Genomic DNA, 23,408 nt, shown 5'->3' with positions numbered 1-23,408 from the left:
TTATCTCTCTCCTTAGTTGGTGGGTCGGTAGTTCGGATTCTCGCGCCACTGCTGCGAGTCCTCGTCGAACACGTAGGGCTGGTTGGGGGATGGCTGAAACCACTTGTCGCCCTGCGGAGGCGGCTGCGTGCCCGCGTAGAACCTGGGTCCAAGGCGACGCTGCATCGCGTCCGCCCGCTCACGCTCGGTCAGTTCGGACGCCGGCTTGCCGGTGCGGATCCGCACCGGCGGCGGGATGGCCGGAACCACGAACGGATCGGGCAAGTGCTCGCCAGAGCTGCGCCCGAACTTGTCTGCGTTGCGCACGGCCTGCTGGTACGTCGTTGTCCCGTCGCTGGCCGCCACTGTCTGCGGCGCCCGGACACCCAAGCGCTCAAGCACGCGGCGGTGTGTCGCTTCAACCTCGGCATCGACGACGAGCTGCTCGGCTGGCCGTAGTCCCGGCGCCAACGACGCGATGATGGCACGGCCGTTCTCGCGATCCCGCTGAAGCGCGTCCGTCCAGAACTCGATGCGCGAGCGGGGGAACTTGCCGGCGTTCACCGCGGCCAGCACGATCCGCCGGTCCTCGGCGCGGGCCGCCTGCTCGGCCGCCGACACCCGCCGAGCCTCTTTCGCAGCCTCGATTTCGGCGAGCTGAATAGCAAGTTCACGCTGCATCGTCTCCTCATTCACATCGGCCGGAAGGCCAAGCAGGCGAACGACTTCAGCGCGCGGGACCACCACTTTCTCTGCCACTTCTAGGCTCCTCTCTGCTCGCTGCGCCGCGCTTTCAGCGCCTCGACCGACGCCGCGGTGACCATCACCTGGCGCCCGAACTTGCGGCCATCGAGGTTGCCTTTTCGGCAGTGCCAGCGGACCGTATCGGCTGAAACGCCAAGCGCTGTTGCCGCTTCGGCAGGTTCCATGTATCGCTGCTCATGCTCGAAACCTACAAGCTCGTGCGGTCTCGAGCCGCCCTGTTCGCGTCGGCGCGAGTCGGCCACGAGTTCCTCGGCGATTGCGTGCTGGAACTCGACGAGACCTTCAGGCGGGCAGCCGTTGCGCTGGCGGGTGATCTCGGCGAGTTGGCCGAGCCAGTGCACGACGAGCCGCGCCGCGTCGAGGCTGAGCGCGACGCTATCGATTCGTTGAACGGAAGCGGCGATCCGGGTGCGCTCGTCCGCGGTCCGGCGGCCACTCACGACTGCGCCTCGCCTGCGGGGTCAGCGAGCTGCTCGCCGTCCATGTAGCGCCGGTGCCGCCGCCGCTCGCGCGCCGTCAGGGCACGCCCCCCGTGGGCCGCGAGCACCGGGCACCAGCCCTCGTGCTCCGCGGCGATGCGGTGGGCCCCACCGGCCGCTGCGGGCGCAATGGTCGCGACCGCCGGGCACTCGAAGCACACGCGATGGACGACCACCGAGCGGTCGGTGTCGCGGGCCATGCGCCACGCCGCGGCAATCTTCAAGTAGTCGATACTGTCGGGCCTGTCTGAGAGGACGAGTTTCATCGGGAGTTCCTTCACGGGTTTGCTGAGGTGCGGACATATGCGCGGTGGCAGGCGTTGCAGCGAGGGCGCCCCGCTGACGGCGGCCGCTCGCGGCAGTCGATGCAGAGGCCGCTTCGGTAGGCGGCGTTCTGTTCGGGTGTGGCTGGCGTAGGCGAGTTTCCATTGGTGCGCGTGACAGCCGTGACAGCCGTGACGCCATCGAATAACGCCTGTTCAGAGGGCATTTCGGTTGTCACGGATGCGTCACGGATGGCACCGCTGTCACGGTCGCCGGATTTATCCGTGACGCGCTGACCTGCAATGTCACGGTGGTCACGGATGTCACGCACAAGTGCGCCGGGTAGGTACCGCCGCCATGCTTGGCCCAGCCCGTCGTCGCCGTCGACCTGGTACCCCTTGGCGCGCCCTTCGCCGATGCGGATGGTGTTCGACCGCACCCCGTAGCGCTTCAACTCCTTTGCCAGACGCTTCTGATCGAGCGGCTTGCCCCAGAGGTCTGCCCATTCGGCCTCGTCGTCGGTGACCAGTGCGGCCACGATGTCTGCCGAGAACATGCGGTCCCGGTCGCCGAAGGCGGTGTGCACGTCGCGCAACAGCCGGGCGCCGAACGAGAGCTCGTCAGGGTCGCTATCGAACACGAAGTGACGGCAGGCCGCGCGGGCGCGTTCCGGCCAACCATCGCCGGCCGCATCGGCAATCGCCAGCAGCGACTCCCAGCACTCGGCCGGGCGGTCGCGCACCCCCTCGGGCATGGCGGGTCGCGCTGCCGCCAGAGTGTCGAAATTGGCGGCAGCCCACCGCTCCATGCGGTCGCGCAGCGGCGCAGCGGCAGCGGCGGCGTCCCGCTCTCGAAATTCGGCAATGTGCTCATCAGGCGCGCGGCGTCGCATGTGGAAGACCGCGGCAGCCCGGTCGATGATCGTCTTCGGCATCTTCCCGGCCAAACCCGCCAACACGGCCGGGGCGAAAACCGGGAACTCAACCACGCGCATGTTCTTGGAGTCGCCCTCGCATCGGTCTACCGTGGCGCCGCGCTTGTACCCGGCGTTGAAGATCGCCCGTAAGTCCTCGGCTTGCGGGTTGGTTGTGCGCCCCCAAACCGCGTCGGCCTCGTCCTGCAAGATCGTCGGCGGCCTCTCGCCGGCCGCTGCAATCCGCCGATACAGGGCTGCCGTGGTCGTCGATAAGGTCAACTTCGCGTTGCAGCACAGCAGCGCAAGCACTTCCAGTACGCGGGTCTTTCCCGAACCGGGCTCGGGAGAGTCGAGGACCAACCTGGGGGTCACGTAAAACGCACCGACGCACCAGGTGTGCAAACTCCACAGGCACAGCACCGTCAGATGATGCGGGCTTGGCAGCGCCAAGAAAGCACTCGCAAATTGTTGGCTCTCCTGACGTTCATGTGGATCAGGGAGCGTGTGGTATGGCGGCGGGGATGGTGAGCGGGGCGCACGGACGGTGATCTAGGTTCGATGGCCTTAACCCCGATCGATCCTGGAGCCGTCCGTGCGCGCATCAACCCTACTCAATTCCCTGCTCGATCTGCCTGGCGTGCGCGTCGGCGCGGCCGCTGTGCACGGTGGTGAGCTGCGCGTCACGGTTAGCTTGCGCCGGCGCCGGCTTGGCTGCCCGCACTGCTCGTTTACGACCCGGCATCGCTATGACACCCGGGAGGTGGACTCGTCGTGGCGGCATCTGGACACCGCCGGGCGGATATGCCGGATCCTGTTGCGGCGCAGGCGGCTGCGCTGCCCGACACATGGTGTGCTGGCCGAAGCGGTGCCGTTCGCCCGCCCCGGCTCCCGCCACACCCGCGACTTCGAGGACCTGGTGGCCTGGCTGGTCACCAAGACCGACAAAACCACCGTCAGCACCTTCGCCAGGGTGGCCTGGCGCACCGTAGGCGCAATCTGCGAACGCCTCGCCCCCGACGTGCTCGACCCCAACCGGCTGTGCGGGCTGGTCGACATCGGCGTCGACGAGATCTCCTGGTGCAAACACCACCGGTATTTGACGCTGGTCTCCGACCACGACAGCGGCACCATCGTGTGGGGCAAACCCGGCAAGGACAGCGACACCTTGGACGCCTTCTTCGATGAACTGCCCGACGAAGGTGCGTCCATCGAAGCGGTGTCGATGGACATGGGACCCGCCTACGCCAAAGCGGTGCGCCAGCGGGTGCCGGCGGCGGTGATCTGCGTCGACCCGTTCCACGTTGTCAAGCTCGTCACCGACGCGCTCGATGCGGTGCGCCGCCAGGTGTGGCAGGCCGCCCGCACGCTGCCCGATCAGCGCATCGCTCGCACGTTCAAGGGTGCGCGCTGGGCGCTGCTGAAGAACCCCGCCGACCTCACCGACACCCAAGCCGAAACCCTGCGGGAAATGAAACGCAGCGGCGGGATCCTTTGGCGCGCCTATCAACTCAAAGAAGCGTTGCGCGAGGTCTTCGCCGGCGACCTCGACGCCGCCACCGTCGCCGAACTGCTGGATCGTTGGTGCTCGCGAGCCCAACGCAGCCGCATCCCGGAGTTCGTCAAGGCCGGGCGCACCATCCGCAAACACCGCGCCGGCATCAACGCCGCCATCGAGAGGAACCTGTCGAACGGACGCCACGAAGGGCTCAACACCAAGGTGCGTCTCCTCGTGCGCCGTGCCTACGGCTTCCACAGCGCTCAAGCTGCCCTCGCTCTCATCCTCCTGGCTTGCGGACCGGTCACCCTCGAACTCCCATACCACACCAGGGGCCACCCACATTCATGTCAATAGAGCCAAATTGTTGTACGTCGTCGAGCAACTCGGCGCCGTCCGGGTTGTCCTCTGCCCACAGCTCGCGCAGCTCGTCGGAGCGGTCGGTGTCGGTCACTCGACACACCAGCCGCGTCCGGCGATACGGTGCAGCACCTCGCGTTCGGATTCCTCGGCGAGCCGAGTCAGCCGCAGCGCCTCATCGTCAATCCAGAACTCAATCGCCTCGCGTACGAGATCCCGCATCGCTCTAGTCCCATAAATCGCGGCGGTCATGACGAAACCCGTTTCGCCCAGGTGTGCTCGGCCCGGAACTCGTTGCGCTGTCTGACTTCTTGGCTGATCTTCGGCCAGTCGGCCGCCGCGCTGACAGCCCGACTCGCCTCGGCGAGGGCGGCCTGCGCCGTTTCGACACGCAAAGCGTTGTGAACACCAAAAGCCGCCAAGGACAATAATTTTCGCGGATCTCCGTCAGCTAGCTCACACCAGCTCGGGGTGCCAGGCCAGGGAAGAGGCCCGCAATTCGCCTGGGCGAGCAAGGCCTGCATGAATTCGTGGGTCTCGTACCAAGAGACCTGCTGGGAGCGCGTCACGGGGACGGTCACCGGACGCCCCGCTGCTCGAGGATGTCATGAATGCCGTCGAGGTTGTCGAGAACGGCGGCGATGTGTTGCGGCGCGGCGTTGCTGGTGACGTCGGAGAAGTCGATGCCCGCCGCGAACACGACACACTGTTGGAGCACGTCCGCCAGGGCGGACAGTTTGTCGTCGGCGGAGTTCTTGGGGCCGTTGATCCCCCGGTCCAGGCGTCCGAGGACGTCCAGCCCCGTCTTGACCGCCGGCCGGATGCGGCAGCCGATCATCTCCCTGTTGTGGGAGAACCTGTCGTCAGTGACCAACTTCTCCAACCGCCGGTTGATCCGGTTGAGTTCTAGCGACAGTGCGTCCGCCTGTTGGGTGAGCGGTCGCCGACGGGGCTTCTGCGGCTCCCGCTGCAGCGGTGCCGGTTTGGGTTGATAGCGCTTGCCGTCCGTGCCAATGATCGGCGCGGGTTTGGCTTCAGAGCGCCGAGCCCGGTCCAGTGCCTCCACTACGCGACCCGTCTGCCCCGGTGTCGATTCCGTTGGCGCGCCGGGCACGTTCTCAGGCAGCAGCGGAGGCAACTCCTGCTCGGCGACGATCAACTCATCGGCAAGCGCGTCCTCGTCGGGCTCGGCAGGTGTGGTCTGGGAACACACCTGCTCGCGTAGGGCTTCTTGAACCTGCCGCGTTCCCGTGCCGGTCGCCGATGCGATAGCCCGGATGCTCAGCCCCGACTCCCGCAGTGAAGCCACCACTTCGGCGCGCTCCTCGCGCGGTAACCGCAACCGAGTCGGGCCGAACTCTTGGGTGCAGTAGTCGTCCCAGGACGAGTAGCCGAGGACCTTCCAAGCGCCGCCCCTGTAGACCGTAACAACGACATCCCAAAGGACCTCCGTCGTCAGCCTGATGTAATTGGTCATCCGGCGAGCAAGATCTTTGGTCATCACTGGGGCGCCAGTGAAGACATAATCGGGCGGCTCGGCGATCGTTAGTTCCCCGAGTAGGCCGCCAGATTCGTCCGTTAGGATGGAGGTAGCGTTTCGCGACGTCGAGGTGGCCCGGGACTGAGTGCCCGGGCCGACTTCTTTTGGTGGAGGGCTCATATCACACCGGCGCCTCGCGGGTCGTCCGTGCGCTGCACGGTGTTGGCGTCCAGGTATTTCCGGACGTCAGACCAGCGGTAGAGCACCTTCTTGCCTACCTTGACGAATCTGGGCCCCGTTCCGCGATAACGCATTTGAGCGAGACCCGCTTCGCTGGTGCCTAGCGTTGGTGCCACCTCCGCGGGGGTTGCCGTGTCGATGCCATCAGGGATAGCCATCGGCTACCGTCCTCTCTATCGTTCGCTACGCACTGATGCGTAGCTTGTGATTAGAGCGAATCACAAGCATGCAATTACTGTCAAGCGACGCGCTTGTGCGTTATAGTCCGTGTCATGCGTGAGCCGCTCGCTGTGGTGATCGGCCGGAACTGCCAGGCGATCCGGTCGAGGCTCGGTGTCACCCAAGAGCAGTTCGTGCGTTATGCGCGCGAGGTTGGCCTACGCTGGACTGCCTCGAAGGTGGGCGACTTCGAGCGCGGCCGGCGGGAGCTGACCTTCGGTACCGCTCTCGCGGTCAGCTTGGCGTTGTCGAAGGCGCACGCCGACGCAAAAGAGCGCGGAATCCCCGTTGGCCGTCCAGTGACGTTGGCCGAGTTGGTGCAGTTTGACGGCAACATAGTGTTGACGCCTGACGGACCCGACCCGCTTGGTGCGGTAGTTGCAGGTGTGTGTCACGGACGCCCGTGGCCGCTCGACCTTACAGAGCTGTTGGGCGCCGATGAAGTCGGCGTGCACCAGGTACATACGAGCATCGGAGGCCACGCGTTATCCAGGGCAATCGTGGACGGCTACCTTGATCCGGACGTTGCAGCAGCAGACCTGGCGCTCACGCGCCAACGGTCTGGCTTGACTGAGGATCGGCTAGCTCAGCGGCTCGGGATTAGCCGCGATCGTCTGGCCGCCGTGTCGTTCCGGCTCTGGCAGAGCACCTTCAGCGAGGAGCGCGACCGGCGCGCCGGGCCGGACGCCAATCAGCAGAAGCGCGGTCGGGTATCGCGTGAGCTTCGTGCGGAACTCGAGGAAGCCCTGGGCAATGGCAACGATTAGCAAATACCAAACCGCCAGTGGCGCAACGCTTTACCGCGTACGCTATCGCGCTCCCGACCGCGGCGAGACACAGAAGCGCGGTTTCAAAACCAAGCGAGATGCCGAGTCGTTCGCTAACAGCGTCGAGGTCGAGAAGCTCACCGGCCAGTACGTCAAGCCGTCCCTTGGTCGCATCCCGGTTGGCGAATTGGCGCCAGGCTGGCTTGAGCGCAAAGAGCGGGCTACCGCGCCATCTCACTATCGGATGATCGAATCGGCCTGGCGAGTGCATGTGCAACCACGGTGGGGATCGGTAGCCGTCGCCGATGTCGACGTGCTGGGCATCGAGGCGTGGATCGCCGCCATGGGCCGCGACGGCGGAGGGGCGACGACGGTGCTGCGCGCGCACGGCGTGCTGTCCGGGATCTTGGCCGATGCCGTGAAGGCGAAGCGCTTGGCCGCCAATCCCTGCAAAGGCATCGAGAACCTGCCGCGCAAGCTGGCTCGTCGACACGTCTACCTGTCCGCTGATGACGTGCGCCGACTGGCGGACGAAGCGGGCGAGTACCGGGCATTGGTCCTGTTGCTGGCGTACTGCGGGTTGCGGTGGGGCGAGGCGATTGGCCTACGGGTGGCCGATGTGGAGTTCCTGCGGCGCCGTCTGAACGTCTCGGAGAATGCCGTGCAACTCGGCACCAGGCACGCGGTCGGCCCGACGAAGGGACGCCAGGCGCGCTCGGTCCCGGTGCCTGAATTCGTGCTGAATGAGCTTGCGGAGCAGTGCAAGGGCAAGGCACCCGGCGATCTCGTTTTCGCCGGCCGCGGCGGCGGCTATTTGCAGCGGCCGAAGTCGTCGACGGGCTGGTTTCAGGCGGCTGTGAAACGGGCGAAGGTCCAGAAGGTGACGCCGCATGACCTGCGGCACACGTGCGCGTCGCTGGCGGTGTCGGCCGGCGTGAACGTGCTTGCACTGCAACGGATGCTGGGCCACAAGTCCGCCAAGATCACCCTCGATACGTATGCGGATTTGTTCGACGACGACCTCGATGCCGTCGCGGTCAGCCTGCACGCCCGGTACTCCACGGGAGATAACTGTGACTCGCCGAAGTTACTCGCAAGTTGTGGCCAAAATGCGGCCACGGGGCGGCCAGAGGCTTAGCTGGCAAACATGAAAACCGCTATCTACCTGGGCAGATACCCCTACCGCGTCGGTGCGGGCGGAGGGACTCGAACCCTCACGCTCTCTCGAGCGCCGGCACCTAAAGCCGGTGCGTATGCCAATTTCGCCACGCCCGCAGCCTGCCGATCGTACCGCCTGCCGCGGGAGACGGTGCGGTGCTGCGCACTCGTGCCCGCGGTACCGTCAAGGGGTGCCCAGTCCCCGTCGCCGCAGGCCCGCGCTGATCGCGTTGGTGGTCGTGGCGGCGTGCGGCTGCCTGGCCCTGGGCTGGTGGCAGTGGTCCAGGTTCCAATCCGTCTCGGGTACGTTCCAGAACCTGGGGTATGCGTTGCAGTGGCCGATGTTCGCGTGGTTCTGCGTCTACGCCTACCGCAAGTTCGTGCGGTACGAGGAGACGCCGCCGGAGCCGCGCGACAACCAGGGCGCGACCGAGATACCTGCGGGAGTGCTGCCCGAGCGGCCCCATCCGACCCAGCGGCCGCCCGACGACCCCGCGCTTGCGGAGTACAACGCCTACCTCGCCGAGCTCGCCAGGAAAGACACCCAGCAGCAGAAAAGGACGACCGCATGACGACACCCGAGACCCCCGGGGCGCCGGCGCCCACGGTGCCCGCCGACAAGCTGCGCCCCGCGCTGCTCGGCTACCGGATCATGGCGTGGACGACGGGCCTGTGGTTGATCGCGCTGTGCTACGAGATCGTGTCGCACCTGGTCTTCCACCACCAGATCCGGTGGATCGAAGTGGTGCACGGCTGGGTCTACTTCGTCTACGTGCTGACCGCCTTCAACCTCGCGATCAAGGTCAGGTGGCCGATCGGCAAAACCATCGGGGTGCTGCTCTCCGGGACCATCCCACTGCTGGGCATCATCGTCGAGCATTTCCAGACCCGGGACATCAAAGCGCGCTTCGGGCTGTAGAGGCCGAACGTTGCTCACGCCCGGCCGCGAGCCGCCAGCTCCCGCAGCGACGGCACCAACAGCGCCAACGCGCGACCCCGATGCGACACCGCATCCTTCTGCGCCGGGGTGAGCTGCGCCGCGGTGCGGTCATCGCTGCCGGGGCCGTCGGGGACGAACACCGGGTCGTAGCCGAACCCGCCGTCGCCCCGGGGTTCTCGCCCGATCCGGCCCGTCCACTCGCCTCGGACGACCACCTCGCCGGATGCCCAGACCAGCGCGCACGCGGAGACGAAGGCCGCGCCGCGCCGTTCGTCGGGAACGTCGCGCAACTGGGCCAGCAACAGCGCGGTGTTGGCGGTGTCCGCGCCGTGGTCACCCGACCAGCGCGCCGACAGCACACCGGGCATCCCGTTCAAGGCGGCCACCTCCAGACCGGAGTCGTCGGCCACGCACGCCAGCCCGGTGGCGGCGAACCCGTCCCGCGCCTTGGCCAAGGCGTTCTCCTCAAACGTCGCACCGGTTTCCGGCGCTTCGGCGAACGGCGGAACGTCGTCCAGCGACAGCAGCGTCAGGCCCGACAGCCCGGCACCGTCGAGCACCCGGCGCAGCTCGGCCAACTTCTTGCGGTTGCGGCTGGCGACCAGAAGCCGGGTCACCGCTCGATCCGGGACATGGCGGTCACCCTCCGTAGGAAGCCTATGTGCACACGACCAAGTTAGCCGGAACGGTCAGCCCGGCCTGCGCGCCCGGTCGGCCCACAGGGACATGCCGAATTCATAGGCGTTGACGGCACCGGGGAACGAGGTGCAATGTGATACTGGTCATATGACCACTGGTCACATTCGGCAGAGAGGCGGAAGCCCATGACCACGAGGGACAAGTACACGGACGTGCCCACGCCGTACTCGTGGGAGGTTCCCAGCGCCGGCGACGCGCGTTTCACCTGGGAGTACGACGAGGGACGCGCGCGCCTGCTCTCCCTGTACCAAAAGGGGAAGGACAAGCAGTGGGACGCCCAGTCGCGCATCGACTGGGCACAGGACGTCGACCCCGAGAACCCGGTCGGGTTGCCCGACGAGTTCCATCCGCTGTTCGGCAGCCCGATGTGGGACGCCGCGGACGACGCACGTCGCGCCGAGATGCGCCAGCACTTCCAGGCCTGGCAGTTCTCGCAGTTCCTGCACGGCGAGCAGGGGGCGATGGTGTGCTCGGCCAAGATCGTCGAGGTCGTCCCGGACCTGGACGCGAAGTTCTACGCGGCCACCCAGACCATGGACGAGGCGCGGCACGTCGAGGCGTTCTCGCGCTTCCTGCAGGACAAGGTCGAGCTGGTCTACCCGATCAACAAGCACCTGACCGCGCTGCTGGACGACACCCTGCGCGACTCACGCTGGGACATGCCCTATCTGGGCATGCAGGTCCTCATCGAAGGCCTCGCACTCGCCGCCTTCGGGGTGCTGCGTGACATGGCGCCGCAGGAGTCGCTGGCCAAACAGCTGCTGGCCTACGTCATGCAGGACGAAGCCCGGCATGTCGCCTTCGGCCGAATCTCGTTGAAGGACTACTACTCCGCGTTGACGGACGCCGAGCGGGGCGAGCGGGAAGAGTTCGTCGTGGACGCCTGCTACCTGATGCGCGACCGGTTCCGCGGCGAGGAGGTCTTCGAAACCCTCGGCCTCGATGTCAAGGCGTGTGCCGAGTGGGTCGACACGTCGCCGCTGATGATCCAGTTCCGCTCGCATCTGTTCAGCCGCATCGTGCCGATCGTCAAGGACATCGGACTGTGGGGCGACAAGGTGCAGAAGGCCTTCAAAGACATGGGTGTTCTCGACATGGCCGGCTTCGACATCGAGGCGCTGATGAAGGCCGACGAGGATCAGGCCGACGCCCTGGACAAGGCACACGCCGACATGGCGGACCGGGCCCTCGAGGTGGGCCAGGTGATCGCGGCGGGCGCGAGCTGAGCCGCTCGGCCTACGCGCGGGTTTTCTGGTTCAGCGGGGGAATGTCCTGGCTCAGCACCGGCTGTGCCGCTATTTTCCTGTCATAGGGGACTTCGCAGTCTTCACAGCCCCAGATCAATTTGTGCATGTAGCAGCCGACGCAAAAGCCCAGCGTGGCCTCCGACCATGTCAGGACGAAACAGACCGCAACGACGGCCGCCATCGCCACGGGCGAGGCGCCCAACAGGCGCATGGCTAGGCACGTCGCGGCCAAAGCGGCACCGAGCAACCATGCGAACCGTTTCGGCCGCGTTGGCTTCCACACCGGACGGATGTTCATCGTCAACGCCGTGCCCAGAATGCCGGTGGGGCTGAACGGGGTCAATCCGGTAACCGCCGCGGCCAACATGTCGAAAAGCACGAGCGGACCGACAATGATCACCGGATCGGTTTCCGGGCGCAGGAGCAATAACGCGATCGTGATTGCCGAGATGATGTTCAGCAAACCCGCCCTCGCGCGGGTCGCGACCTCGTTGACCCGCGGTTCCGCATGCTCGTGTGTCACTTGTCCCATTGCCCACCACGGCCGATTGAGAAACGCATGCTCGAGTGGGACGCCCCGATTAACCATGAATTTGATCCTAAGGATGCACTGAGGTATTGACTACGGCCCCGGTCACACTCACCGCGAACACTCAGCGAGAAACACCAGCGGATTGACCGAAGCGCCGCTCCTCCGCATCGCTTCGCTCCACATCGTCGCCGGCTTGACCGAAGCGCCGCTCCTCCGCATCGCTTCGCTCTGCATCGTCGCCGGCTTGACCGAAGCGCCGCTCCTCCGCATCGCTTCGCTCTGCATCGTCGCCGGCTTGACCGAAGCGCCGCTCCTCCGCATCGCTTCGCTCTGCATCGTCGCCGGCGCGGTCAGCTGCCGAACGCCTTCGACGGTGGCGGACCCTCGGGCAGCACGCCCGGGTAGGGCAGCGCCAGGGCGTCGCGCTGGGCGGCGAACAGCGTGTCGCAGGCGCCCAGTGCCGCGTCGAGCAGCTTGTCCAGCGTCGAACGCGGGAACGTCGCACCCTCACCGGTGCCCTGAACCTCGACCAACGTCCCGGTATCGGTGGCCACGACGTTCATGTCGACCTCGGCGCGCGAATCCTCCTCGTAGGGCAGGTCCACCCGGATCCGGCCGTCGACCACCCCGACGCTGCAGGCCGCGATGGCACACGACAACGGCCGCGGATCCGACAGCTTGCCCGCCGCCGAGAGGTAGGTCACCGCGTCGGCCAGCGCGACGTAGGCGCCCGTGATGGCCGCGGTGCGCGTGCCGCCGTCGGCCTGCAGGACGTCGCAGTCGACGGCGATGGTGTTCTCCCCCAACGCGGCGAGGTCGATGCAGGCCCGCAGCGACCGGCCGATCAGCCGGCTGATCTCCTGGGTGCGCCCGGACAGCCGGCCCTTCACCGATTCACGGTCGGAGCGGGTGTGGGTCGCCGAGGGCAGCATCGCGTATTCCGCGGTGAGCCATCCCAGGCCGGATCCCTTGCGCCAGCGCGGGACGCCGTCGGTGACGCTGGCGGTGCACATGACCTTGGTGTGGCCGAATTCGATCAGGACCGAACCGGCAGGGTGGTCGGTGAACCCCCGGGTGATGACCACGGGGCGAAGCTCGTCGTCGAGGCGACCGTCTTCTCGTTTGGACACCCACCAACCCTAGCCAAGCCTGCGGCCGGGCGCTCAGACCCGTTCGGAGCGGCGGATGTCGAACGTCTCGCCGCACACGACGGCGTGCACCGGGCCGTCGAACTCGGCCTTGGCCTCGCTGATCACGTCCTCCCGCGAGGTCCACGGTGGGATGTGCGTCAGCAACAGCTCCCGCACGCCGGCCTGCGCCGCGGCCCTGCCGGCCTCGGTGCCCGACAGGTGCAACGCGGGCGGGCGGTCCGGCGAATGCGTCCAGGAGGCCTCGCAGAGGAACACGTCCGCATCGCGCGCGAGTTCGACGAGCTGGTCGCAGACGCCGGTGTCGCCGCTGTAGACGAACGACGCGCCGGTGGGGTCGGTGACCCGCAACCCGTACGACTCGCACGGGTGAGCCACCACCCGTGGCACCACCGTCAGTGCGCCGAACGTCACGGGTTCGCCGTCGACCCAGTGGCGGACGTCGAAAATGTCGGAGCAGTCGTCGATCTCGCCGCCGTAGGGTGAGGACGCCGCCCCCAACCGCGACCAGGTATCGCTGGGGCCGTACAGCATCGCCTTGCCTTCGGGGCGGATCGGGTGGTACCGGCGCCAGACGAACAGTCCCGGCATGTCCAGGCAGTGGTCGGCGTGCAGGTGCGACAGCAGCACGTGTACCGAACTGGGATCGGCGTAGCGCTGCAACGCACCCAACACGCCGCCGCCGAAGTCGAGCACCAGCGGCGGGGTGTCCGGCGCGCGGAGCAGGTAGCCCGACGCAGGCGAATCCGGGCCCACCACGCTGCCTGAGCAGCCGAGCACGGTGATTCGCACGGACACTACTGTGCCATGCCCGGTACTACCATGACGAAAACATGGCCGCATTTATGTGACCAGAATCTCCCTCGCCATCGGCGCTCGGACGCTAGCGCTCGGACGGGTGGCGAAGCGGCCGCACCCCCGTCACCGACGGACCCAGGAACCGCGCCGCGAGTTTGGTGAACGCCTCGGGGTCGCCGGTGGCCTCGAACACCCGGCTCGCCGGCGGCGCGCCGGGACGCTCGGGGTGCGGGCGCAACAAGTCTCGTTCGGTGAGCACCCGAAGCACCTCCTTGGCGGTTTCCTCCGCGCTCGAGACGAGCGTCACGGTGTCACCCATCGCCAGCTGGATCAACCCGGACAGCAGCGGGTAGTGCGTGCAACCCAGCACCAGCGTGTCGACCCCGGCGCGCTGCAACGGCTCCAGGTAGCCCTCGGCCAGCCCCAGCACCTGACGTCCGCTGGTGACCCCGCGCTCCACGAAGTCCACGAAACGCGGGCAGGCCACCGCGGTGATCTCGGCGTCGCGGGCGGCGGCGAAGGCGTCCTGGTACGCGTGCGAGGCGATGGTCGCCTGCGTCCCGATCACCCCGATGCGGCCGTTGCGGGTGGTGGCGACCGCACGCCGCACCGCCGGCAGGATCACCTCGACGACGGGCACGGCGTAGCGTTCGCGCGCATCGCGCAGGCATGCCGCCGAGGCCGTGTTGCAGGCGATCACCAGCGCCTTGACGCCGCGGTCGACCAGGTCGTCGCCGATCGCGAGCGCGTGCGCGCGGATCTCGGGAATGGGGAGCGGCCCGTAGGGGCCGTGCGCGGTGTCGCCGACGTAGATGATGTCCTCGTCGGGCAGCTGGTCGATGATGGCCCGGGCCACCGTCAGCCCGCCGACACCGGAATCGAAGATCCCGATGGGAGCCAGGGACGAGATCACGCGCTGCGCCGCTGGGTCGAGGCCTTCTTGACGGCACGTGCCTTGCGCTCCGGGGCGGACAACGCGTAGGCGGCCACCACGCCGGCGACCGCTCCGCACAGGTGGCCCTGCCACGACACGCCGCCGCACCTGCCCAGCACCGGCATGGCGCCGAGCAGGATGCCGCCGTAGACCAACAAGACCACCAGGCCGATGATGATGTCCCACACCCGGCGCACGAATATCCCGAACACGAGCAGAAAGGCCAGCCACCCGAAGATCAGGCCCGAGGCCCCGATGTGGTCGGTGGGGCCGCAGCTGCTGCCCAGGTCGCCGATCAGCCAGGTACCGAACCCGCCCACGATCCAGACGATCGCGGTGGCCCAGACGAAGCGCGACAACCCGAACAGCGTCATGAGGAATCCCAGCACCAACAGCGGCACGGTGTTGGCCATCAGGTGTTCCCAGCCGGCGTGCAAGACCGGAGCGAACACGATGCCCCACAGGCCGTCGGCCTGCAGCGGCCTGATGCCGTTGGAGTCCAGCGAGTGCCGCGTCAGCTGGTCGATCAGTTCGACGAGGTAGAGCAGCGCCACGAAGGTGAGGATCGTGGCCGCGCCGACCATCCACGCCGGCCGCGACGCCTCCCGAGGCGCCGGGGTGCCCGACCTTCCCCCTCGTCTAGTCATGCGCATCCCCTCATCGGCCGAACGCTCCGGGCAACATGCCGTGGTAGGTCGGTATTCCGGCCACCGACTCGGCACCGAGCACACCGGCCAGCACCGCCCGCGCCACGCAATCGGCGGCCGCGGCGCCCAGCTCGCTGACCAGCCCCGCCTCCGGGGAGAAGGCGGCGGGCGTATCAGCCGCGAGCGGTACCTCGAGGGCGCCGGTGGCCAGCGCGAACACCGTGTCGCCGTCCAGCGGGGTGTGCGCCGGGCGCACCGCGCGGGCCAGGCCGTCCTGGGCGGCGGTGGCGAGGCGCCGGCAGGCCGCCGGGCTGAGCGCGGCGTCGGTCGCCACGACGCCGATCGTCGTGTTGAGAGGATTGTCCAGCGGGCTCAGCTTGGGCGGCAGCAGCGCGAACGCCTCGACCTGTTCGGGCGGCGGCGGCCGCAGCGCGAACTCGCGGATCAGGTCCGCCATCCAGGGCAGGCCGGTGGCCCGGTCGGCGACATCGCCCGCGGAGTTCACCACGACGATCGCGCCGACGGTCACGCCGGACGGCAGCGTCGTCGAGGCCGTCCCGACGCCGCCTTTGAGCACCCCGGCCCGCGCCCCGACCCCCGCGCCGACCGTGCCGACCGCCGGCACCGCCTCACCACCCCGGGCGGCCTCACACGCCGCATAGCCGAAGTCGGCCGTCGGCCGGCGGTCCCAGCCGCCCACCGGGAGATCGAAGATCACCGCACCGGGCACGATGGGCACCACCCCGCCCTCCATCGCGACACCGCGTCCGCGTTCCTCCAGCCAGCGCATGACGCCGTCGGCGGCGGCCAGGCCGTAGGCGCTGCCACCGGCGAGCAGCACCGCGTCGACGAAGCGCACGGTGTTGGCGGGATCGAGCAGATCGGTTTCCCGGGTGCCCGGTGCGCCACCGCGGCAGTCGACCGCGCCGACGGTCCCGGGCGGGGTGAGAACCACGGTGACGCCGCTGGCCCATCCGGCGCCCGGCGACGCGTCGGGATCCAAGCGGTGGTGGTGGCCGACGCGGACGCCTCCGACGTCGGCGATGGAGCCCAGCGGCGGCGCCGTCAAGTTGACCGGGGACCCATCAGCACCAGGACCAGGTATTCCTGCAGGACCGTCAGCCACTGGTAGACGTCGAAGTGGGAGGCCAACGGGTGGTCGGGCGGCAGGCGATCGGGGCCTTGCGGCCCGATGTCGAGCATCACGCCCAGCGTCAGCCGGATGTCATTGACCGCCGAGACCCAGGCGTTCGCCTCGTCCTCGGTCAGCTCGAACTTGCCGGCCCGGGCCGGGATGGTCTTCAACAACTGTTGCGCTGCAACGCGTTTGGCATCGATGATCTCCGGCTCATGCAGGCTGCGCAGCGCGGCGTTCAGGTCTTCGGGAACCTCGGGCGAGGGCTCGTCCTCGGCGTCGGCCCGGTAGAAGTCAGGCAGCAGGCGGCGCAGCGTCGGATCGTGCGGCGGCTCGGAGTTCCCGGTCTTCATGCCGGTGATCTCTTCGAGTTCGTCTGCCGGAGCGGAGGATTCGCGCTCGTCGAGCAGGCCGATCATCGCGCTGACGAGGTTTCGGAGCAACTCGGCCTCGTGGGTGGCCAGGGAGGACCGAAAGCGAGGACCCTCGGGGGTCTCGACGCGCTTCCATTTGCGCACAGGGAATCGGGTGCCCTCACCGGTCCTGCTGCAGGGTCGCCCATAACCCCGCGGCGTGCAGTTTGGATACGTCGGCTTCCATCGACTCCCGGCTGCCCGCCGACACCACCGCCTTGCCCTCGTTGTGCACCTGAAGCATCAGCTTGGTGGCGTGTGGCTCGCTGTAACCGAACAACTTCTGGAACACATACGTGACATAGGTCATCAGGTTGACCGGGTCGTCCCACACGATCGTGACCCATGGACTGGCCGTCACGTCGACGGGGTCAGCCTCGCGTTGTCCGGTAGTGCCCGGTTTGGTGGGCGCTGACGCAACAACCATGGCTCCCAGGATAGCGAGCCCCGCATCTGAATACCGAACCCCGCACGGGGGCGGATACCGTAACGGAATGATCGACCCGGTCCCCGCTGGGCTGTTGACCGACAAGTACGAGTTGACGATGCTGGCGGCGGCGCTGCGCGACGGCACCGCCGCGCGACGGACCACCTTCGAGCTGTTCGCGCGCAAGCTTCCGCCGGGGCGCCGCTACGGCGTGGTCGCCGGAACCGGGCGCCTGCTGGAAGCGTTGCCGCACTTCAGCTTCGACGACGACCAGTGCCGGCTGCTCGCCGAATTCCTCGATCCCGACACGGTCGGCTACCTGCGGGACTTCCGGTTCGGCGGCGACATCGACGGCTATGCGGAAGGGGAGCTGTACTTTCCCGGGTCGCCCGTGCTCTCGGTCACGGGCAGCTTCGCCGAATGCGTGGTGCTCGAAACGCTGGCGTTGTCGATCTTCAACCACGACACCGCGGTCGCGTCGGCGGCCGCGCGGATGGTCAGCGCCGCCGGCGGACGTCCGCTGATCGAGATGGGATCGCGCCGGACCCACGAGCACGCCGCGATCGCCGCGGCCCGTGCCGCCTACATCGTCGGCTTCGCCGCCACCTCCAACCTGGAGGCCCAGCGGCGATACGGAATCCCCACCGAGGGCACCGCCGCGCACGCGTTCACCATGCTGCACACCACGCAGGACGGACCTGACGAGCCGGCCGCGTTCCGCGCCCAGGTCCGGGCACTGGGCGTCGACACCACGCTGCTGGTGGACACCTACGACGTGACGGCCGGCGTGGCCAACGCCGTGGCGGCCGCCGGCACGTCGCTGGGCGCGGTCCGGATCGACTCCGGCGAGCTGGGCGTGCTCGCCCGCCAGGCGCGTGCCCAGCTCGACGAGCTGGGCGCCGGCCGGACGCGGATCGTGGTGTCCGGCGACCTCGACGAGTTCTCCATCGCCGCGTTGCGCGCCGAGCCCGTCGACAGCTACGGCGTCGGTACCTCGCTGGTGACCGGCGCGGGCGCCCCGACCGCGTACATGGTGTACAAGCTCGTCGAAGTGGACGGCATGCCGGTGCAGAAGCGCAGCACCCACAAGGAATCGCACGGCGGCCGCAAAGAGGCGCTGCGCCTGTCGCGTCCGAGCGGCATCGTCACCGAGGAGGTCGTACACCCGGCCGGACGCCCGCCCACGGTGGGCGAACCGTCCCGGCCCCTGACCACTCCCCTGGTCCGCGGCGGCCGCGTCGTCGCGGAAACGGGCGCCTGCGCCCTGGCCCCCGCACGCAAGCTGGCCGCGGCCGGCCTGCGCAGCCTGCCGTGGGAGGGGCTGGCATTGGCGCCCGGCGATCCGGCGATCCCCACCAGCCAGATCCCGGCCTGAGCGCGAACAGTGACCACCTCCGACGCCTGCCCGAGCGTGCCGGAGCTGCTGGCCGCCGCGGTGGCCGGGCTCGGCGGCAGTGAACGCCAAGGCCAGCTCGAGATGGCCGTCGCGGTGGCGCGCGCCTTCGATACCGGCGAGCACCTGGCCGTGCAGGCCGGCACCGGCACCGGTAAGTCGCTGGCGTATCTGGTCCCCGCGATCGTCCGCGCCGTCAGCGACGAATCGCCCGTCGTCGTGTCCACGGCCACGATCGCCCTGCAACGTCAGCTCGTCGACCGCGACCTGCCGCGGCTGGCCGAGTCGCTGGCCCGGACGCTGCCCCGCGCGCCGCGGTTCGCGCTGCTGAAGGGCCGGCGAAACTACCTGTGCCTGAACAAAATCCACAATGGAAGCGCCATCGACGGCGAGCCTGAGGACAGACCGCAGGAGGAGCTCTTCGATCCGGTGGCCGCGACCTCGCTGGGTCGCGACTTGCAGCGGCTCACCGCCTGGGCGTCGACGACCGACTCGGGCGACCGCGACGACCTGCGGCCCGGCGTTCCCGACCGGTCCTGGTCGCAGGTCAGCGTCTCCGCGCGCGAATGCATCGGCGTGGCTCGCTGCCCCTTCGGCGGCGAATGCTTCTCGGAACGGGCGCGTGGCCGCGCCGGCGGCGTCGACATTGTGGTCACCAACCACGCGCTGCTGGCCATCGACGCCGTCGCCGAATCGGCGGTGCTGCCGGAGCACGCGCTGCTGGTGGTCGACGAGGCGCACGAGTTGGTCGACCGGGTGACGTCGGTGGCCACCGCGGAGCTGACCCCGGCCACCCTCGGGGCGGCCACGCGCCGGATCGCCCGGATGGTCGGTCCGGAACTGACCCAGCGGTTGGAGGCGGCCACCGCCAACCTCGCCGCCGCGATCCACGACGCGCGGCCCGGCCGCATCGACCGACTCGACGACGAGCTCGCGACCTACCTGACGGCGCTGCGCGACGCGGCGAGCGCGGCACGCTCGGCGATCGACGCCACCGGCCCGGTGCGGGCTGACCCCGGAGCGGCATCGGCCCGTGCCGAGGCGGTCGCCGCGCTCGGCGAGATATTCGACACCGCGTCTCGCATCCTTGTCTCGTTCGCTCCGGCCATCCCGGATCGGACCGACGTGGTCTGGCTGGAGCACGAGGACAACCGGGGTTCGCCGCGGCCCGTGCTGCGCGTGGCGCCGCTGTCGGTCTCCGGCCTGCTGCGCGACCGGGTTTTCTCACGGTCGACGACCGTGTTGACGTCGGCGACGCTGACGGTCGGCGGGTCCTTCGACGCAATGGCGGCCGCGTGGGGCCTGACCGGATCGGAGCCCGGCGGCGATCCGACGTGGCCCAAATGGCGGGGTCTCGACGTCGGGTCGCCGTTCGAGCACGCCAAAGCGGGAATCCTCTACGTCGCCGCCCACCTGCCGCCGCCCGGTCGCGACGGCACCGGGTCGGCCGAGCAGCTCACCGAGATCGCCGAGCTCATCACCGCCGCCGGCGGGCGCACACTGGGGCTGTTCTCGTCGATGCGGGCCGCCCGGGCCGCCGCCGAGGCCATGCGCGAACGGTTGTCGACACCGGTGTTGTGTCAGGGCGACGACAGCACCTCGGCGCTGGTCGAACGTTTCAGCGCCGACCCGGAGACCTCGCTGTTCGGCACGCTGTCGCTGTGGCAGGGCGTCGACGTGCCGGGCCCGTCGCTGTCGCTGGTGCTGATCGACCGCATCCCCTTTCCCCGGCCGGACGATCCCCTGCTGGGCGCGCGGCAGCGGGCCGTCGCCGCCCGCGGCGGCAACGGTTTCATGGCGGTGGCCGCCAGCCACGCGGCGTTGCTGCTGGCACAGGGGTCCGGCCGGCTGCTGCGTCGGGTGACCGACCGCGGCGTCGTCGCCGTACTCGACTCTCGAATGGTCACGGCCGGCTACGGCGCCTACCTGCGGGCCTCGCTGCCGCCGTTCTGGCCGACAACCGATGCCGCCCAGGTGCGGGGGGCGCTGGAGCGGCTACGCACCGCGCCCGACGGCGTGCCGGCCTGACCGTAGGCGGTCATCCGGCCAGGGCCACCAGACCGAGCTCGGCGCTGCCGGCGAGCATCGGATGGCGGGGCAGCACCCGCACCGTGTATCCGACCGCACCGGCCATCGGCAGTGGCGTCGTCGTCGCGAACACCGCTTTCCCGCCGTCGGCGCTGCCGGTGTGCGGCATGTCGACCGTCACCGGGTCCTGCAACACGTCGCTGGAGTCCACCCGGCCGAGCACCGCCTGCACGGCCACCTCGTCGGGCCGCAGTCCGCCCAGCCGCACGGTCGCGGTCAGGGTCAGCTTCGACCCGAGCAGCGGGGTGTCCGGCAGGCCGGTGCTGTCGACGTCGGTGACCTCGATCTTGGGCCACGCCTCCTCGACGCGCCGACGGTAGACGGCCAGCTCCCGCGCGGCGCCGAAGGGCTTCTCGCCGCCGATGGTCTTGCGCAGCGACTGCGCCGCGGGCATGTAGTACTGCTCGACGTAGTCCCGCACCATTCGGGAGGCCAGCACTTTGGGCCCCAGCGCCTGCAGGGTGTGGCGCACCATCTCGACCCACCGCGGCGGCACCCCGTGTTGGTCGCGCTCGTAGAACTTCGGTGCCACCGCCTCTTCGAGCAGCGTGTAGAGCGCGTTGGCCTCCAGGTCGTCGCGGCGCACCTCGTCGGCCAGCCCCGTGGCCGACGGTATCTCCCAGCCGTTTTCGCCGTCGTACCACTCGTCCCACCAGCCGTCGCGGATGGACAGGTTCAGTCCGCCGTTCAGCGCGCTCTTCATCCCGGAGGTGCCGCACGCCTCCAGGGGACGCAGCGGGTTGTTGAGCCAGACATCGCAGCCCCAATACAGCAGCCGGGCCATCGACATGTCGTAGTCGGGCAGGAAGGCGATGCGGTGGCGCACCTGCGGGCGGTCGGCGAAGCGCACGACCTGCTGGATCAGCGCCTTGCCGCCGTCGTCGGCGGGGTGGGACTTCCCGGCCACGATCAGCTGGATCGGCCGCTCCTCGTCGAGCAGCAGTCGTTCCAGCCGGTCGGGATCGCGCAGCATCAGGGTCAGCCGCTTGTAGGTCGGCACCCGCCGGGCGAACCCGATGGTCAGCACGTCCGGGTCGAAGGCCGTCCCGATCCAGGCCAGCTCGGCGTCGGCCGCGCCGCGCTCCCGCCACGACCGGCGCAGCCGCGCCCGCACGTCCTCGACCAGCAGCGAACGCAACTGGGAGCGGATCCACCACAGGTGGCCGGGGTCGACCTGCTGCAGCCGCTGCCAGACCGTGGGTTCGCTCAGCGAGTCCGAGCCGGCCAGCTCGCGACCCAACTCCAGCCACTGCGGCGCGGCCCAGGTGGGTGCGTGCACGCCGTTGGTGATCGAGCCGATCGGGACCTCGCCCCGGTCGAACCCGGGCCACAGCTCGCTGAACATGGCGCGGCTCACCCGCCCGTGTAGCAGGGAGACGCCGTTGGCGCGCTGGGCCAGCCGCAGGCCCATGTGGGCCATGTTGAACTTGGCCGGGTCGGCCTCGGCGCCCAGTTCGAGAATCCGGGCGGTCGGCAGGCCCGGCAGCAACGTCGCCTCGCGTTGGTCGTCGAAGTAGCGCTGCACCATCTCTAGCGGGAACCGGTCGATTCCGGCGGGCACCGGGGTGTGGGTGGTGAACACCGTGCTGGAGCGGACGACGGTCAGCGCGGTGTCGAAGTCCAGTCCCGAGTCGGTGACCAGCTCACGGATGCGCTCCGCACCGAGGAAGCCCGCGTGCCCCTCGTTCATGTGGAATACCTCGGGCGCGGGCAGGCCCGCGTTGGCCGTGAACGCGCGGATCGCCCGCACCCCGCCGACGCCGGCCAGGATCTCCTGTTTGATGCGGTGTTCCTGGTCGCCCCCGTAGAGGCGGTCGGTGACGCCGCGCAGCTCGTGTTCGTTCTCGGGCACGTCGGAATCCAGCAGCAGCAGCGGAACGCGACCGACCTGCGCGACCCAGACCCGGGCTCGCAACTGCGCCGAGTCGGGCAGGTCCAGCTCCACCAGCACCGGATCGCCGGTGCTGGTGTCGGTGAGCAGCCGCAGCGGCAACCCCTGCGGGTCCAGCGACGGGTAGGTCTCCATCTGCCAGCCGTCGGCGGTCAGCGACTGCCGGAAGTATCCGGAGCGGTAATAGAGGCCCACGGCCACCAACGGCACCCCCAGATCGGAGGCGGACTTCAGGTGGTCGCCGGCCAGGATCCCCAACCCGCCCGAGTAGTTGGGCAACACCTCGGCGACGCCGAACTCCATCGAGAAGTAGGCGATCGCCGTCGGCATCGCCACCCCGTTGTCCTGCTGCTGCTGGTACCAGAGCGGACGGCTCAGGTAGTCGCGCAGGTCGGCGGCCAGGGCGTCGAGCCGACTGAGAAATCCCTCGTCGACGGCCAATTCGTCAAGCCGGGCGGGGCTCACCGCCCCCAGCAGCGCAACCGGATCGGAGCCGCACTGGGCCCACAGCGTCGGGTCGATGGTGGCGAACAGGTCCTGTGTCGGCTTGTCCCACGACCACCTCAGGTTGGTGGAGAGCTGTTCCAGCGCGACCAGGCGCTCGGGTAGATGAGCACGGACGGTAAAGCGGCGGAGGGCTTTCACACGTCCTTACCTTACTGAGGCTGCCAACCGGTGCAGCGCTACTAACCCAGCGTTTACCTTCAGTGGTGTGGCCGGACCCTAGGGTGGGTATCGGGAAGTAATGGGGGCGCGGCGAGACTTTCCAGGCGTGGTCCCCCACGAAACGAGTTTTCCCGCACGAAAGGCATTCCGCGACGAGGGACCCCGCGGTCGTGCCGCACAACCGGAACGGCCCCGGCCACTACCGCGGGCCGCCGACGAGCCGGGCAGATTGAATCCCCCGGCGACGAATCCGCCCGAGCAGCGGGCGGAGGAGGAGCCGGGCAGATTGAATCCCCCGGCGACGAATCCGCCCGAGCAGCGGGCGGAG

The 23,408-nt window shown here is 68.7% G+C and carries 26 protein-coding genes, 1 tRNA gene and 1 pseudogene; 8 read left to right on the top strand and 20 right to left on the bottom strand.

The genetic code is table 11. From position 1 onward, the window contains the following. Positions 1 to 12: 12 nt before the first annotated feature. Genes AB8998_RS09605 through AB8998_RS09590 form a run of 4 tightly spaced genes read right to left on the bottom strand, consistent with a single transcriptional unit; the run spans position 13 to position 2,853 of the window. Positions 13 to 738, bottom strand: a complete 726-nt coding sequence (locus AB8998_RS09605) for a hypothetical protein (RefSeq protein ID WP_369737682.1) — start codon at positions 736 to 738, stop codon at positions 13 to 15. 2 nt (positions 739 to 740) lie between these two features. Next, entirely contained in the window at positions 741 to 1,184 is a 444-nt protein-coding gene (locus AB8998_RS09600) for a helix-turn-helix domain-containing protein (protein ID WP_369737681.1), read from the bottom strand. Beyond that, entirely contained in the window at positions 1,181 to 1,489 is a 309-nt protein-coding gene (locus AB8998_RS09595; protein ID WP_369737680.1) for a hypothetical protein, read from the bottom strand. Before AB8998_RS09595 ends, AB8998_RS09600 begins: the two co-directional genes overlap by 4 nt. An 11-nt stretch (positions 1,490 to 1,500) precedes the next feature. Next, a complete protein-coding gene (locus tag AB8998_RS09590; RefSeq protein WP_369737679.1) occupies positions 1,501 to 2,853 on the bottom strand; it encodes a DUF3631 domain-containing protein in 1,353 nt (450 codons plus the stop codon). Positions 2,854 to 2,995: 142 nt separating this feature from the next. On the opposite strand from AB8998_RS09590, the gene AB8998_RS09585 reads away from it, so the two are divergent. Further along, positions 2,996 to 4,255, top strand: a complete 1,260-nt coding sequence (locus tag AB8998_RS09585; RefSeq protein ID WP_369737678.1) for an ISL3 family transposase — start codon at positions 2,996 to 2,998, stop codon at positions 4,253 to 4,255. Between the two features lie 93 nt (positions 4,256 to 4,348). Here AB8998_RS09585 and AB8998_RS09580 read toward each other — a convergent pair whose 3' ends face one another. The 4 genes from AB8998_RS09580 to AB8998_RS09565 are packed head-to-tail and all read right to left on the bottom strand — an operon-like array spanning position 4,349 to position 6,136. Then, entirely contained in the window at positions 4,349 to 4,510 is a 162-nt protein-coding gene (locus AB8998_RS09580; RefSeq protein ID WP_369737677.1) for a hypothetical protein, read from the bottom strand. Further along, positions 4,507 to 4,839, bottom strand: coding sequence for a DUF2742 domain-containing protein (locus tag AB8998_RS09575; RefSeq protein ID WP_369737676.1), 333 nt, complete (start codon positions 4,837 to 4,839; stop codon positions 4,507 to 4,509). The genes AB8998_RS09580 and AB8998_RS09575 overlap by 4 nt, the downstream gene beginning before the upstream one ends. Continuing rightward, a complete protein-coding gene (locus tag AB8998_RS09570) occupies positions 4,836 to 5,918 on the bottom strand; it encodes a hypothetical protein (protein ID WP_369737675.1) in 1,083 nt (360 codons plus the stop codon). The genes AB8998_RS09575 and AB8998_RS09570 overlap by 4 nt, the downstream gene beginning before the upstream one ends. After that, entirely contained in the window at positions 5,915 to 6,136 is a 222-nt protein-coding gene (locus AB8998_RS09565; RefSeq protein ID WP_369737674.1) for a helix-turn-helix transcriptional regulator, read from the bottom strand. The genes AB8998_RS09570 and AB8998_RS09565 overlap by 4 nt, the downstream gene beginning before the upstream one ends. Positions 6,137 to 6,250: 114 nt before the next feature. Here AB8998_RS09565 and AB8998_RS09560 point away from each other — a divergent pair, with 114 nt between their 5' ends. Together AB8998_RS09560 and AB8998_RS09555 are read left to right on the top strand one after the other, a co-directional pair. Beyond that, positions 6,251 to 6,964 (top strand): hypothetical protein, encoded by a 714-nt coding sequence (locus AB8998_RS09560; protein ID WP_369737673.1) that lies wholly within the window; start codon positions 6,251 to 6,253, stop codon positions 6,962 to 6,964. Then, positions 6,951 to 8,102 (top strand): tyrosine-type recombinase/integrase, encoded by a 1,152-nt coding sequence (locus AB8998_RS09555; protein WP_369737671.1) that lies wholly within the window; start codon positions 6,951 to 6,953, stop codon positions 8,100 to 8,102. Before AB8998_RS09560 ends, AB8998_RS09555 begins: the two co-directional genes overlap by 14 nt. 53 nt (positions 8,103 to 8,155) lie before the next feature. On the opposite strand, the gene AB8998_RS09550 is transcribed toward AB8998_RS09555, so the two are convergent. Next, a tRNA-Leu gene (locus AB8998_RS09550) sits at positions 8,156 to 8,239 on the bottom strand. A 74-nt stretch (positions 8,240 to 8,313) separates the two neighbouring features. Here AB8998_RS09550 and AB8998_RS09545 point away from each other — a divergent pair. Together AB8998_RS09545 and AB8998_RS09540 are read left to right on the top strand one after the other, a co-directional pair. Beyond that, positions 8,314 to 8,694, top strand: a complete 381-nt coding sequence (locus tag AB8998_RS09545) for a hypothetical protein (protein ID WP_369737670.1) — start codon at positions 8,314 to 8,316, stop codon at positions 8,692 to 8,694. Further along, entirely contained in the window at positions 8,691 to 9,041 is a 351-nt protein-coding gene (locus AB8998_RS09540; RefSeq protein WP_369737669.1) for a DUF3817 domain-containing protein, read from the top strand. The genes AB8998_RS09545 and AB8998_RS09540 overlap by 4 nt, the downstream gene beginning before the upstream one ends. A gap of 14 nt (positions 9,042 to 9,055) precedes the next feature. Here the strand turns inward: AB8998_RS09540 and AB8998_RS09535 are convergent, their stop codons facing one another. Then, positions 9,056 to 9,679 carry a non-canonical purine NTP pyrophosphatase gene (locus tag AB8998_RS09535; protein ID WP_369737668.1) on the bottom strand — a complete coding sequence of 208 codons (624 nt, stop codon included), beginning with the start codon at positions 9,677 to 9,679 and terminating at the stop codon, positions 9,056 to 9,058. Between the two features lie 207 nt (positions 9,680 to 9,886). Between AB8998_RS09535 and AB8998_RS09530 the strand changes: the two genes are divergently transcribed. After that, complete coding sequence (locus AB8998_RS09530) at positions 9,887 to 10,987, top strand: ferritin-like domain-containing protein (protein WP_369737667.1); 1,101 nt, start codon at positions 9,887 to 9,889, stop codon at positions 10,985 to 10,987. Positions 10,988 to 10,997: 10 nt separating this feature from the next. On the opposite strand, the gene AB8998_RS09525 is transcribed toward AB8998_RS09530, so the two are convergent. The 9 genes and pseudogenes from AB8998_RS09525 to clpS all read right to left on the bottom strand — a co-directional run bounded on the left by AB8998_RS09525 (position 10,998) and on the right by clpS (position 17,042). Further along, complete coding sequence (locus AB8998_RS09525) at positions 10,998 to 11,540, bottom strand: DUF4395 family protein (RefSeq protein WP_369741495.1); 543 nt, start codon at positions 11,538 to 11,540, stop codon at positions 10,998 to 11,000. 264 nt (positions 11,541 to 11,804) lie between these two features. Continuing rightward, positions 11,805 to 11,894 (bottom strand): annotated as a pseudogene (locus tag AB8998_RS09520) (hypothetical protein); the annotation flags it as partial. Beyond that, positions 11,891 to 12,670, bottom strand: a complete 780-nt coding sequence (gene rph, locus AB8998_RS09515) for a ribonuclease PH (protein ID WP_369737666.1) — start codon at positions 12,668 to 12,670, stop codon at positions 11,891 to 11,893. The gene rph and the pseudogene AB8998_RS09520, both read right to left, overlap by 4 nt. Before the next feature lie 33 nt (positions 12,671 to 12,703). Further along, the gene (locus AB8998_RS09510; RefSeq protein ID WP_369737665.1) at positions 12,704 to 13,486 is read right to left on the bottom strand and encodes a cyclic nucleotide-degrading phosphodiesterase; all 783 of its coding nucleotides are present in this window, start codon (positions 13,484 to 13,486) and stop codon (positions 12,704 to 12,706) included. A gap of 85 nt (positions 13,487 to 13,571) precedes the next feature. Continuing rightward, positions 13,572 to 14,399: a glutamate racemase gene (murI, locus tag AB8998_RS09505; RefSeq protein ID WP_369737664.1), complete on the bottom strand. Its 828-nt coding sequence runs from the start codon at positions 14,397 to 14,399 to the stop codon at positions 13,572 to 13,574. Then, entirely contained in the window at positions 14,396 to 15,073 is a 678-nt protein-coding gene (locus AB8998_RS09500; RefSeq protein ID WP_369737663.1) for a rhomboid family intramembrane serine protease, read from the bottom strand. Before AB8998_RS09500 ends, murI begins: the two co-directional genes overlap by 4 nt. 4 nt (positions 15,074 to 15,077) lie before the next feature. Next, positions 15,078 to 16,121, bottom strand: a complete 1,044-nt coding sequence (locus AB8998_RS09495) for a P1 family peptidase (RefSeq protein ID WP_369741494.1) — start codon at positions 16,119 to 16,121, stop codon at positions 15,078 to 15,080. Between the two features lie 11 nt (positions 16,122 to 16,132). After that, positions 16,133 to 16,720 (bottom strand): oxidative stress transcriptional regulator AosR, encoded by a 588-nt coding sequence (aosR, locus tag AB8998_RS09490; protein ID WP_369737662.1) that lies wholly within the window; start codon positions 16,718 to 16,720, stop codon positions 16,133 to 16,135. Positions 16,721 to 16,736: 16 nt separating this feature from the next. Beyond that, entirely contained in the window at positions 16,737 to 17,042 is a 306-nt protein-coding gene (gene clpS, locus AB8998_RS09485; RefSeq protein ID WP_369737661.1) for an ATP-dependent Clp protease adapter ClpS, read from the bottom strand. A 67-nt stretch (positions 17,043 to 17,109) separates the two neighbouring features. Between clpS and AB8998_RS09480 the strand changes: the two genes are divergently transcribed. Next, the gene (locus AB8998_RS09480) at positions 17,110 to 18,417 is read left to right on the top strand and encodes a nicotinate phosphoribosyltransferase (protein ID WP_369737660.1); all 1,308 of its coding nucleotides are present in this window, start codon (positions 17,110 to 17,112) and stop codon (positions 18,415 to 18,417) included. A gap of 9 nt (positions 18,418 to 18,426) precedes the next feature. Then, entirely contained in the window at positions 18,427 to 20,463 is a 2,037-nt protein-coding gene (locus AB8998_RS09475) for an ATP-dependent DNA helicase (RefSeq protein ID WP_369737659.1), read from the top strand. Positions 20,464 to 20,473: 10 nt separating this feature from the next. Here the strand turns inward: AB8998_RS09475 and glgP are convergent, their stop codons facing one another. Continuing rightward, entirely contained in the window at positions 20,474 to 23,059 is a 2,586-nt protein-coding gene (glgP, locus tag AB8998_RS09470; RefSeq protein WP_369737658.1) for an alpha-glucan family phosphorylase, read from the bottom strand. Between the last annotated feature and the right edge of the window lie 349 nt (positions 23,060 to 23,408).

This window comes from Mycobacterium sp. HUMS_12744610 (genome assembly GCF_041206865.1).
Classification (GTDB): Bacteria; Actinomycetota; Actinomycetes; order Mycobacteriales; family Mycobacteriaceae; genus Mycobacterium; species Mycobacterium servetii.
This window is presented reverse-complemented; position numbering and strand designations above follow the sequence as displayed.